Genomic DNA, 12,185 nt, shown 5'->3' with positions numbered 1-12,185 from the left:
TTAAAATTTACACTATGAAAATAATAAAAATTATTACAACATTATTAATTGTATTTACTTTACAAGGAGCTATCGCCCAAAGTAATACAGAAATAATCAAAACTACAACTACCAAGACTTTCGAATTCAAGAAAGATGGAAAATCTATTCCTTATAAGATAACAATATATAAAACAAGTAAAACACCTATAAAATTAAAGTCTACTGAAGAAGGGAAGTTAAATCAGGAGAGAAAGAAAAGCCTATCACAAGTAACAAAATTAATTTATATTGATAATGATCAATATGATGATTATGACAAATACATAGTACTAAGGTATAATAAGGATAGTAATGATAGTTTTGAATTACAACCAACAAATAGAGGATTTAAAGTTGTTGTAGATAAAAAAAACGTAGAATATATTTTTGGAGAAGGACTTTATTTTGTTAATAATGAAGACAGGGACTATTTTTTTGTAGATGCATTTGATTCTATCTAAAAACAGACTTTCAATTATATATAAAAAGCTCCTTTTTCAGGGAGCTTTTTATATATAATTGATTTCTAATAGTTTTTAACGTATTTCTACGTATCTTATTAAAATATCGATAAGAAAAGATCAATAATTAATTTTGTTTATTATTTTTGTATTTTAGTTAAACAAAAGTAATTCATCTTAAGAATTTTTGCTCATGCACATTGATTCAAATATAGCTCATAAAATAAATATAACTGCCAAAGATACAGAAGGAACTGTTAGGCAAATTCAAGAAGTAATAGGTGGTAAAATTGAAGAGCGATGGGGAGAGTATATACTTACTGTTAATAACCTTAATGCTCATGGGACTATTCGTTTTATTACATTTGACTGGGGTGTAAATCTTCTAGAATATGATATTATATTTCATAAAGAATATGTTCTAGTTATGGATGCTTCTGAGTATAATCCAATCCATTTTGCGTATTGTTTATCTGGTAGTTGTGGTCATCGTTTTGGCTATCAAAAAGATATACATACATTAGAACAGTTTCAATCTGTAATTATAACAAGTAGAGATGGTGGATATAATTACGGTTATTTTCCTAAAGAAGAGAAATTAGAAATTAATGTAATTCAGATTTCTAGAAAAAAATACTTAAAAAAACGTTTAAACAATGTTTCTCAACTCAATGAAAAACTTTATAAAGTGTTTATTGATGAGGATCATGAAAATGCCTTCGCTTACTTTGGTACGTTTAACTTAAAATTAGCGGATAAAATAGATGCATTACGAAAAATAAAACAAAAAGGCATGATTAGAATTTTGCAGATAGAGGGAATGATCTATCAGATTTTATCCATGCATATACAACAACATGATCGAGCGATGAAAGAAGAAGTTTTATCGACATCACTATTGAAAAGAGAATTAAAACTAATACGTAATCTGGCAAAAAGGATAATTAAAGATGTAGCAAAAGATTATTCTTTAGATCAGTTATCAGAAGAAACTGGTCTACCGCAAGCAAAACTTCAGGAAGGTTTTAAATTATTATATGCTAGAACAGTTACAGAGTATATACGTCATGTGCGACTCGAAGCTGCAAGAGATCTTATCAGAACTACCGAAATGAATATATCGGAAATAGTATATTCAATTGGTTTTAGTAGCAGGAGTTACTTTTCAAAAATTTTTAAAGAAAAGTACGATATAAGCCCAAATGATTTTAAGAGTCGAACAGAGCTGCCTGTAGATGAAGTAGAGGTAGTTTCTTAAAATCACTATTTAAAAAGTTTTTTGATCAGGTAGAAAGTGCCATATTTTTTTACGGCACTAAAAATTGTAGAAACCCATTGGTAAGGTTGTAATTCTTCTTTGAACTCTGATTTTATGAGCTTAACTTCTTCAAGGTGTATTTGACGTTGTAAATTCAGTTTACGCAAATCTTGTTCTATTTCTTTAAAAGAGGTATATGTTTTTTTCATGTGATTAGTCAAAAAAATCTTTAGACATTTTTTTAATTATATTTTTATCAATTTGTTTACGAATTAAATAGGCAATTCCTGTAAAAACAAAAAGTGTAGTGGCCATTATTAAACAAGCCAATGCAGCACTACCTATAATCTGGCCTAGCCAAATTGCTCCAGATACAGTTAGAAATATTAACCCAAGAAAAAGCAAGCCACCAATTATGGCTAGCTTGCTCAAGAGTGAAAATGCTTTCGCTAGTTGTTGAAAAGCTTTGAGTTTGTAATATTCTTGAGAGGTTTTTACATAAGATTCTCCTGAATCAAAGGCTTTATTTGATTTTTCGTTTACGACATTAAGAACTCCCATTATGATTTCTGTAATTTTTTATTTTTTACTTTTAATTCATTTAATTTTTTCTCAAGAGAACTAATCACATCATCGGCCTTGTAACTCGCATCTGAAACCAAAGATTCTATTTTTGTGTCTAATGTCTCTTTTTGATTGGAAACTGTATTTGCAATTGTATGCTGTAAATTAGATGCTTCCTTAGCCAATTGCTCTTTGGTTGCTTGAGCCTCATCTGCTATTCGTCTTCTTGTATTAACCCCTTTATCTGGAGCAAACAAAATACCCAAGGTAGCACCAATTGCTGTTCCTGCCAAAATTCCTAAAAATGTATTACTACTATTGCTCATTGTTTATATTTTTTAATTGTTCATTACAAATTTCTTAAAAAACAAGTATTGCTTTTGACTCAAATCATAGGGATGTTAACGTAAATGAATTTTCGTAAACGAATTAACATTTATTTCAATAGCGTTAATGTAAGAATGGTTACGAATTTATATTTGTACAACAAATAAAGGTATATACCATGGATAATATAATAAAGACTATACATCCTTTTACTGAAGAGGTTTTGAAAGAATATGAAATGTACGATGATGATGAATTATATTTTATGTTGAAAACATCTAAAGAAGCATTTTTAGATTGGAGAAAACAACCTTTGCTAAATCGAATTAAATTTTTAACAGAAATGGCTGGTATATTGGATCAGCAAAAAGAGCAATATGCAAATCTTATTACTATGGAAATGGGTAAGCCCTACAGGGAAAGTATTGCTGAAATTGAAAAATGTATTTGGTTGATTGATTTTTATGAAAAGAATACAGAACTATTTTTGGCGGATGAATTAATCGAAACCGAAGGACAGGAAAGTTTTGTTAGTTATGATCCCCTAGGTTCAATTTTAGGTATCATGCCTTGGAATTATCCTTTTTGGCAAGTAATACGTTTTGCTATTCCAACAATAACTGCCGGAAATACAATATTGCTTAAGCACGCAAATAATGTATCTGGATGTGCTCTAGCTATTCAAGGTCTTTTTGAAGAAGCAGGATACCCTAAAGGTTGTTTTCAAACTTTATTTGTTACTCATAAACAAGTAGAAACCATTATAGAAAACGATTGGGTAAAGGCAGTAAGCCTAACAGGTAGTGAGAAAGCTGGTCGGGCTATAGCCGCAATAGCAGGAAAAAACCTCAAGAAAACAGTATTAGAGCTAGGAGGTAACAACGCCTGTGTGGTTTGGGAAGATGCTGATCTTGAAACTTATATGGATAGCATGATCAAATCAAGACTACAAAATGCTGGACAAAGTTGTATAGCAGCTAAACGATTTATTGTCGTAGAGAGTATTTACGAAGAGTTTTTGATGAAATTCAAACGAGCACTAAGTGATATTAGAATAGGAGATCCATTAGATCTTAAAACAGAACTAGGAACGTTAGCCAGAGTTGATCTTGCTGAAGAAATACAACGTCAAGTAGATGAATCTGTTCAAAAAGGAGCTAAGGTTTTAATAGGTAATAAACGGGATAAAGCATTTTTTGAGCCGACGATTTTAGTAGACGTCGTTCCTGGGATGCCAGTTTTTGATGAAGAAGTGTTTGGACCAGTAGCCTCGATAATAAAAGTAAAAACTAGAGAAGAAGCTATCAACATGGCAGCAAATTCTACTTTTGGACTTGGTACAATGCTATTCACAAATGATATTGAAGAGGCTAGAAAACAAATAGGAAATGTTGAAGATGGTGCATTGTTTATTAACGAAATGGTGAAATCAGATCCGAGATTACCTTTTGGCGGAACTAAAAATTCGGGATACGGAAGAGAACTTTCCAGAGAAGGAATTTTAGAATTCGTTAATAAAAAGACAGTATATATAAAATAAGTAACGTTTAATTTAAAAAACATAAAAATGAAATTTGTAAAAGAAGAAGAAGAAGAACGTAGAGATTATATTTTTCAAAAAAATACTAAAACGAAATTAGGAACTAAGTTTATTGTAGCTGTACTAATTTTACTAATTACAGGAGTGATTGCATCTGGAATTTTTTTAGACGTTTTTTAATCATAGAGTATTTATTAGCGTATACACCTAATTAAATAAATAGGATCACTCTATTTAGTAATATCTAAAGAATATAGACAAGCAATATTTATGGCGAGCCAATAGTGGTTTGATACGTGTGATGAAGTGAGAGTGATTTTTCAAAAAGGAACTGGGTAAAATCTGGTTCCTTTTTTAACCTTATAAAATAATAATATGGCAAAAATAGTTGAAGTAACCCTTGACAAGATTCCAGAATATGTTCAAGTAGACGATCATAGGACCAATACAATAATAGTTAAGACTCAAATTGAATTTCATTCTTTAGATATCTCAGGAAACATGGAATATCTATTACATCTTTTTGTATATGATGTACATGGAGAAAAGGATATTCCAGTATTGATTTCTAATTGGGACGATACAAAAGTGTTTAGAGTCGCAAGAAATGAAAGAAAAGATGATTTTTTGTGTAAGCAAAGTGTACTTATAAAATCAGATGAAGCGAACAAGACAAGTAAAATTATCAAAACACCAATGACAATGAAATTAGGTAAACTACAGGATAACACTTCTATATATACTAGAAAATTCGAAGTATTTGCTACGCTAATACCAGCTATAGATAGAGTATCAAAATGGTCAGAACCTTTTGAATCTCAATTGGTATTTGTGGATTAAACAAACATATTATCAAAAGTTATCATTATAAATTAGTTAAATGCAAGTGAAAAAAAATGAATGTATTAAATGATAATATCTAAAATTACTTTTGATGAATTATATAATCATTACAATGTAAATTATAGCAGAAATAAGTATATTAAACGTTTGGCTCCTGCAAAATAAAAATACCCAATAATCATTACTAAACCACCAAGTATCTGTAGTGTGCCTGTTACATTTCTTTTGTTATCGAGACCAAACCTGATAAATTCATTTTTCATATGATTAGATAGTAGATAACTAGATTCATAAAAAAGAAAAGATATTGCAGAAAAAAACATTATAAATGTTAAAAAAAACATAGTATATATACTTCATGTTTGGTTTATGTTTTAATGTGTTTTATTGAAAAAAAATGCAGGAAAACTTCATCCTGCATTTTTAAATAGTACATATTTTTTTAAAAATTAATTATTCAACATGTTGAATAATTTTTCAGCCACTTCTTCTGAAGAAGCTGGGTTTTGACCAGTAACAAGATTCTTATCTTGTACTGTATATGATTCCCAATCATTTGCCTTACTAAAAATCCCTCCATTTTCTTTAAGCATATCTTCTACCAAAAAAGGGACAATATTTGTTAATTGAACTGCAGCTTCTTCACTATTCGTAAATCCAGTTACTTTTTTTCCTTTTACAAGAAATTCACCATCGGCAGTTCTTACGTTCTTTAAGGCTGCTGGTGCATGACATACTAACCCAGTAGGTTTATTGCTTTCATAAAATGATTGCAATAGTTTAATTGAGTCCTTATTATTTGCTAAATCCCATAACGGCCCGTGACCTCCTGGGTAAAAAATGGCATCGTAGTCTTGTGCATTTATTTTAGAGAGTTGTATTGTTTGACTTAACTTTTTCTGTAGGTTTTCATCATCATGAAATCGTTTAGTAGCTTCTGTTTGATTTTCAGGTTTATCACTACTTGGATCAATTGGGGGTTGACCTCCATTTGGAGAAGCTAAAGTTACTTTAGCGCCTTTGTCAACAAGGTAATAATATGGGGCTGCTAATTCTTCAATCCAAAATCCTGTTTTCTCTCCTGTATCACCTAATTCATCATGTGATGTTAGCACAAATAATAGTTTCATAGTGTGTGTTTTTAGTAAGTTTTCATTTTATCTTTTCGTTTTTCTAATTGATCATTAAGATCTCGTATAGTTTTTGATATAGCTTCTTCGAAGCTTTTTTCGTCTGATGATGCAAATAATCTTGGACCAGGAGCACTTAAACGGATACCACATACATGACCATTTTGATCACTTGTATTTTCTTTTTTAAAAAAAATATCTGCTCGAATAACAAAAGGATATTTGTTACTTAGATTGTTTAATTTTTCTTCCGCAAGAGATTCTAATCGGTCACTTGCATTTACATTAGTGTATTCAAAAACTGTTTTCATTGAATTTTTATTTCTATGATTATTAATTATTTCCGTTATAGGCAAAAGCTTTGTGTTTTAAAAAAGCTACAAATACAACTCCACCAATTGCATTTCCTGCGATAGCAATTGATTGAAAGGAAAGATATTCTGGTATTGTAATTTTTTTGGATACCATTAATCCTGAGAAAACCTCAATATTTCCTACAATACTATGATGTAAGCCCATAGCGCCTATTACCGCTGTAATTATATAAATTACTAGAATCCTACTAATTGTACTATCAGAAGAAGTGAGCAACCATGATAATAGTCCCATTAGCCAACCTGCTAGAATTGAACTTACAAAAATCACTGTTAGATCTTCATGAAGTACGTGTTCTGCAATTTTTTCAACAATGTTTATAGTAAAGATACCTAATCGAGGACCGATCCATATGGACAAAATACTTATTAGCATTCCTCCAAAAATGTTGCCAGTAAGTACTAATCCCCATAATCTAAAAAGATCTGTTATTTTTGATTTTTTATTTAACACAGGTAACGTTAGTAATGATGTTTGCTCGGTGAACAGCATAGATTTACCTAAAACGACGAGAATAAATCCAATTGGATATATAAATGAATTTATTTTCCATATTACAGCCTCATTTGTTTCATTACTAAAAAAAGATGTCATTACACAGATTAATAGAAAACTAAACCCGATTTCTAAGCCTGCGGAGAAAGAACTTAACAGAATACTAGAATGTGTTTTACCATATATATCTAGTGCTTCTGATACTTGCTCTCTCAAAATTTCAGAATGTGACATAGGTGAATTTTCAACCGCTTCGTCTTTTGTAGTTTTATCAATTTTTAATTCTTGAGATTCTATCATACTTTTCTTATTCTATATTACTTTTTGAGCTCTAAATAAAGCATGTTTTTTTTGATCTCTATCACTTTAAAAAGTTTTACGATTTCATTATTTGAATTTTTGATTATGAGCATAAAGTTTTTATTGTTATACAGCCAAGTGCCTGATTGCATACTATGCGAATTATTATTATCTAATAAATAATAATTACAAGATTCATTTTTTCTTAAATTTATTTTAAAGCGAAATCTTTCAGTTGGTAATAAAGAATTCTGTTTACAAGGTGTGTAGATTGTTATTGAATCTTTTTTATAGTTCTTATTTTTGAATGATTCAATCCAGCATCCAGTTAAATCAAGTTTGGATGATTTTACGGTGTAACTTGTATATGCAAATGCAAGTATTATTGAAATGCTGAGTAAAATAATCTTATCTGCTTGTCGTTTTTTCATCTTCACTCAATCTAAAACTATTTTGTAAAAATAGGTTATGAAAGTATGAAACGCGTGTCATAACAGTAGATTGATTAACTCATATGCTATATGTTTTTGATAAGGGATGGTTTTTTGTTTCTGAAATAAAAGCCTTTCAGTACTATTGATATCATGTTTTTATTTTAAAAAAAAGATAGTTTTTTTACTATTTAGGTTTAAGATTATTGAAAGCTGTATTTGTGCTTAAGATTTCCTAATAAAATATTTCTCAGTAGTTAGTGTATTTTTTTATTTTGAGTTTTTTAATAACTTATTTCAGTTTAATTTTTGTTTTTATCCTAGGTTAAGAATTTTTTACCGTTATAAAGGACATATTTGAAATATATTATTTAAATAATTGTAGTACTTGTTTGCAGATACACGTTATTTAAATAGTATATACTACTGCATTTATGTTATGGCGCTCTATTAACCTTTTCGTGAAAGCTTTATGTCCTTTTGGGGCTAGTAAGTGAAGTTTCCCTCTTTTAATTCCTGCCATAAAACTTAAAACTTTCCACTTTACCACTAATTTTTTAATATTGTTATTTTTTAACGCAATAATCGAATAATGTTTAGCTCCACCATAGGTAGTAAATGCTAAATCTGCTTGTATTTTTTCATTAGTTGATTTGCTGGTAAATGTTTTTGGATTTTCGTATCCTTCAGCTATCGATTTTACAATTGTTGTAGGTCTTTTTTCAACCCAAGACAATGCTTTAAAAATATATTTCTTCTTCTTTTTTCTCATGAGATTATTCTTTTATGTTTTTAATTTTTTATAACGAAGTTTATTGAGTAAGAACTAAATCATATTGGCTTTTTTAGGTCTTAGGCTAGTTTTTACTTTTTTTTGAATATTTCTTAAGTAAGCTTTACTTCCGAAGAATTTTTTTCTCAATCCAGGTCTTTGTATGTTGTTTTTATTTTTCATAATATTTTTTATTAAATTTAATTACAAGATTATTATAAGGGCTAGTGCATATATAGCTATTGATAAAGTAATTAAAAAGGTTAATGATTCGAACAATCTTCTTTTAAATTTCATTGATTACTTGGTTTTTTATTTTACCTATTATTATGGCATATCTGCTAGTACTAGGTAATTCTTTTAAAAATTGAATAAAAGGGTTGAATTAAATTTTAAAGTAATATTTAAAGGTTTTCCAGAATTTTAAATTGATTTGTATGAAATCAATAATTAAAACTAAGTGCAGGAATGCATCAGAAAAGATAAAGTACTCTTTCGGGAAATATTAATTTCTTATTCATATAAGAACAATATAAGGTCTGAGATACATTTGTCAAGTGCTTTAACGGGCTTTAACCTTAATCAATAGTAATTAACATAAGTAGTGTTAAAAAAATGCCTATGTTGTTAAATAAATTAACAAATAAACTGTTTGTTTTTTTATAAAATTTATGGTACACAATAAAAATGTGCGGTTTTTATAAAAAAACTCTTTTTCAATCAGAAAGGGCCTTTTTTAAGAATAAATATACTTTATAGTTATTATGTATGTTTTAAGAAAAACATTTTATTAAAATTGTAATTTTAGTATTTAATACCTTATTATTCAATTTTTAACCTTTGACTTGTAGAAATAAAAAACCGTTGATTATCCATGATAATCAACGGATAAATTTGGTCTGGGTGGCAGAATGTTATTTAACCATACTATGTTTCTAAATTAGATCTTATTACCACCAATAAAGAAGTACGACTAGCTCAACACATGAGAGAAGTGGATGTGGCAACTTTAGACAAACTGATAAGCAAGTTGACTTACGCTTTATGATTTCGGTAGCCAAGCAATACCAAAATCAAGGTTTAAAGCTGTCTAATCTTATTCACGAAGAAAACATAGGTTTAGTTACAGTAGCAAAATGTTTTGATGAAACTAAAGGGTTTAAATTCATTTCCTATACCGTATGATGGATACATCAATCCAATTTAGAATCGTTAGCCGAGCAATTCAGGATTGTCCCCTTAAATAGAATTAATACTATTAGTAAAATTAAAAAGGCATATGCTTCTCTAGAACAGAAACATGAGCATTCACTGAGTAATGAAGAAATTTCTAAAAAAATGGAAGTTCCAATAGCTGCCACATAAGAATCAAAGCGAAATGCCACTAGTTATGTTTCGATGGATGCTCCATTGCGACAAGAAGAAACATCAACATTATATGATCTTATTGGACATGAAGAATCTCCTGCCAGGTCAATTTTATTAAAGGGTTTACTAAAATCGGATGTCTAAGGTGTATTAGATATACTAACAGATAAAGAAGCTAATGTTATTCACCTGTATATAGGATAATTAAAGAGACTAGGAGAAATGTTAAGTAACTGAAAGAAATAATGGAGCGAAAACATTATACTAAAAAGTCTACCAGAAAATGGGAGCGAATAAAAAAGGCACAATACAAAGAACAATATATTAGATTGCATAGTGAACCATAATAATTCAAATCATAACGAATCCATTAAATTTCAAGTATTTATTTAAACAATAAAAAGTTTATTAACCGCAATAGAAATTATTTAATGATTAAGTCTTAACCATTACATTTAAATTTATCCTTTCTAGTTCTTATTTTAATTCTAGTATTAAGTGTATCTACAAATCGTTAATTAAATGCATTCTTTTCTTCTTCTTTTCCTTTTCCTTTGTAAAATACATCCTGATTATTAGTTAATTTTAGTAAGTGTCAAATTTTAATTTAAGGTATAGGATATGATTTTTTTTAAAGCTCATACTTTTTAAGATAATCAGAAGGTGTAATACCAATAAATGATTTGAATTGTCTATTAAAGTTAGTAATCGTGTTAAAACCTGATTGATAACATATGGTGGTTATTTGTAACTCTCCTTGTATTAGTAGTTTACAAGCGTTTCGTATTCGAATTTCGTTTAAGAATTGTGAAAAAGATTTATGAGTATGTTTTTTGAAGTATCTACAAAAAGAATTAGGCGTCATATGTGCAATAGAAGCTATTGTCTTTAAATCAATTTTCTTATCAAAATTTGTATTCAAGTAATTAATAATTTTAGCCATTTTTTCTTTTTCATCTTTTCTGAAATAAAAATTATTTAATTTAGGGCACAATAGTTTATAATTTTTATTTGATGATAACAAATGCAATATTTCAAGGAGTTTTAAGATGCTAAGTGTTCCTTCACTTTTTACTAATTGTATTAAAAGATCATGAACTTGCTTTGATGCGTGTTTAGAAAATTTTAAACCTTTATTAGCTTCTTGAAAAAGAAATTTTATAGCCTGTAATTCTGTGAGGTTCAAAAAATAATTACCTAAAAAATCTGGTTTAAACTTTATGATAATAACATCAACCGTCTTAGTGTTTATGATGCTATTTTTATAATATTCTTTATCATTTCTAAATAAATGTGGCAAATCACTTCCTATAAGATATAATTCGTTCGGTTCAAATCTATTAACAGAATTTCCAACATAACGAGTTCCTGTGCTTTTTATAATATAAAACAACTCTAATTCTTTGTGAAAATGCCAATCTTCTTCTAAGCAGGGGATGTTAGCCCGTTGAACAGAAAAGGATTTTTCAGGTTTAAGTTCAATTTCTTTGTAAGTAAGTCTCATTGCTTTAAGATTCTTGGTTGGGTAAATATGGAATTATGATTTTTTATGAAATTTGAAATGTATTTTGTATTAAAACAGATGTTTAAGGTCGTTCAAACTCAAAAAAAAAAAATGTATTGTTTGTTTTAATAAACTAGGTTAAAAAAATGTAATCAAAGGATAAAATATGATTACTAAGGCATTAGTATTTACTTTAATTTTGATTTAAAATCTAAATCCCCCATTTTAACCTAAACGTAGATTATAATGAACTCTTTTCTAATCTGTTTTTTCGTATTAATTAATTTATTCAAAAATAAAAAGGATCTTAATCAGTGCACTATTTGGATATAAATGGTTATTTATGGAAAGCTTATTTGTCAACGAAGTTCTTATTCCCAATTCTTATAATAAATCTTAAAATACCATTTTAAGATTTATGTAGACACAAACTCAACTATTGAAATGAAAAATTTAAAATTATTCGGGCTAGGCACAGCAATTTTTAGTGTGATTGCATTTTCCACAATGTTGAAATTATTGATAACATTCCGCTGGATTCTTCATCAAAAAGTAAAAAACAATACTATATTTTATAGTAGACGATCCCAGACTGTGGTATAGGATTTATTTATAAATTAAATATCATTTAGAGTAATAAAATCGTAACCAAGGGCATTTTGGACAATCATAATTTATAATTTCAGATAAGTTGACAGATTAATCTCAGTTGGTAAGTCGGTATAGATTGTGGTGTAATTTTTCTTTTGAAGATAAAAAAGGATTGATAATTTTTAGTCGAACCGTTTTGGGATCT

At 28.6% G+C, this 12,185-nt stretch carries 16 protein-coding genes; 5 read left to right on the top strand and 11 right to left on the bottom strand.

The annotated features are described in order from the left end of the window. Window positions 1-14: 14 nt before the first annotated feature. Window positions 15-482 (top strand): hypothetical protein, encoded by a 468-nt coding sequence (locus AWE51_RS22895; protein WP_066318721.1) that lies wholly within the window; start codon window positions 15-17, stop codon window positions 480-482. A 193-nt stretch (window positions 483-675) separates the two neighbouring features. Then, entirely contained in the window at window positions 676-1,740 is a 1,065-nt protein-coding gene (locus AWE51_RS22890; protein WP_066318713.1) for a helix-turn-helix domain-containing protein, read from the top strand. Between the two features lie 5 nt (window positions 1,741-1,745). Here AWE51_RS22890 and AWE51_RS22885 read toward each other — a convergent pair whose 3' ends face one another. Genes AWE51_RS22885 through AWE51_RS22875 form a run of 3 tightly spaced genes read right to left on the bottom strand, consistent with a single transcriptional unit; the run spans window position 1,746 to window position 2,630 of the window. After that, window positions 1,746-1,949: a DUF6327 family protein gene (locus AWE51_RS22885; protein ID WP_066318711.1), complete on the bottom strand. Its 204-nt coding sequence runs from the start codon at window positions 1,947-1,949 to the stop codon at window positions 1,746-1,748. A gap of 4 nt (window positions 1,950-1,953) precedes the next feature. Then, window positions 1,954-2,301 carry a phage holin family protein gene (locus tag AWE51_RS22880; protein WP_066318709.1) on the bottom strand — a complete coding sequence of 116 codons (348 nt, stop codon included), beginning with the start codon at window positions 2,299-2,301 and terminating at the stop codon, window positions 1,954-1,956. Beyond that, on the bottom strand, window positions 2,301-2,630 hold the full coding sequence (locus AWE51_RS22875; RefSeq protein ID WP_066318708.1) for a YtxH domain-containing protein: 330 nt from the start codon (window positions 2,628-2,630) through the stop codon (window positions 2,301-2,303). Before AWE51_RS22875 ends, AWE51_RS22880 begins: the two co-directional genes overlap by 1 nt. 179 nt (window positions 2,631-2,809) lie before the next feature. Between AWE51_RS22875 and AWE51_RS22870 the strand changes: the two genes are divergently transcribed. The 3 genes from AWE51_RS22870 to AWE51_RS22865 all read left to right on the top strand — a co-directional run bounded on the left by AWE51_RS22870 (window position 2,810) and on the right by AWE51_RS22865 (window position 5,011). After that, entirely contained in the window at window positions 2,810-4,171 is a 1,362-nt protein-coding gene (locus AWE51_RS22870; RefSeq protein ID WP_066318706.1) for an NAD-dependent succinate-semialdehyde dehydrogenase, read from the top strand. Between the two features lie 27 nt (window positions 4,172-4,198). Next, a complete protein-coding gene (locus AWE51_RS26920) occupies window positions 4,199-4,351 on the top strand; it encodes a hypothetical protein (RefSeq protein ID WP_198403859.1) in 153 nt (50 codons plus the stop codon). A gap of 195 nt (window positions 4,352-4,546) precedes the next feature. Further along, window positions 4,547-5,011, top strand: coding sequence for a hypothetical protein (locus tag AWE51_RS22865; protein WP_066318704.1), 465 nt, complete (start codon window positions 4,547-4,549; stop codon window positions 5,009-5,011). 122 nt (window positions 5,012-5,133) lie between these two features. Here AWE51_RS22865 and AWE51_RS26730 read toward each other — a convergent pair whose 3' ends face one another. From AWE51_RS26730 to AWE51_RS22830, 8 genes are all read right to left on the bottom strand, one after another. Further along, entirely contained in the window at window positions 5,134-5,277 is a 144-nt protein-coding gene (locus AWE51_RS26730) for a hypothetical protein (protein ID WP_157766203.1), read from the bottom strand. Window positions 5,278-5,463: 186 nt separating this feature from the next. Further along, window positions 5,464-6,144, bottom strand: a complete 681-nt coding sequence (locus AWE51_RS22855; RefSeq protein ID WP_066318701.1) for a type 1 glutamine amidotransferase domain-containing protein — start codon at window positions 6,142-6,144, stop codon at window positions 5,464-5,466. Window positions 6,145-6,155: 11 nt separating this feature from the next. After that, complete coding sequence (locus AWE51_RS22850) at window positions 6,156-6,455, bottom strand: HPF/RaiA family ribosome-associated protein (RefSeq protein WP_066319002.1); 300 nt, start codon at window positions 6,453-6,455, stop codon at window positions 6,156-6,158. Window positions 6,456-6,477: 22 nt separating this feature from the next. After that, window positions 6,478-7,314: a formate/nitrite transporter family protein gene (locus tag AWE51_RS22845; RefSeq protein WP_066318699.1), complete on the bottom strand. Its 837-nt coding sequence runs from the start codon at window positions 7,312-7,314 to the stop codon at window positions 6,478-6,480. Window positions 7,315-7,331: 17 nt separating this feature from the next. Then, window positions 7,332-7,745 (bottom strand): hypothetical protein, encoded by a 414-nt coding sequence (locus tag AWE51_RS22840; RefSeq protein ID WP_066318697.1) that lies wholly within the window; start codon window positions 7,743-7,745, stop codon window positions 7,332-7,334. Between the two features lie 409 nt (window positions 7,746-8,154). Continuing rightward, a complete protein-coding gene (locus tag AWE51_RS22835) occupies window positions 8,155-8,517 on the bottom strand; it encodes a hypothetical protein (protein WP_066318695.1) in 363 nt (120 codons plus the stop codon). A gap of 54 nt (window positions 8,518-8,571) precedes the next feature. Beyond that, window positions 8,572-8,700 (bottom strand): hypothetical protein, encoded by a 129-nt coding sequence (locus AWE51_RS27160; protein WP_262482912.1) that lies wholly within the window; start codon window positions 8,698-8,700, stop codon window positions 8,572-8,574. A 1,816-nt stretch (window positions 8,701-10,516) separates the two neighbouring features. After that, window positions 10,517-11,389 (bottom strand): AraC family transcriptional regulator, encoded by an 873-nt coding sequence (locus AWE51_RS22830; RefSeq protein WP_066318693.1) that lies wholly within the window; start codon window positions 11,387-11,389, stop codon window positions 10,517-10,519. Window positions 11,390-12,185: the final 796 nt, after the last annotated feature.

The organism is Aquimarina aggregata (assembly GCF_001632745.1).
Lineage (GTDB): Bacteria > Bacteroidota > Bacteroidia > Flavobacteriales > Flavobacteriaceae > Aquimarina > Aquimarina aggregata.
The sequence above is the reverse complement of the archived record's forward strand: the minus strand, read 5'-3'. Positions and strand labels throughout refer to the sequence as shown.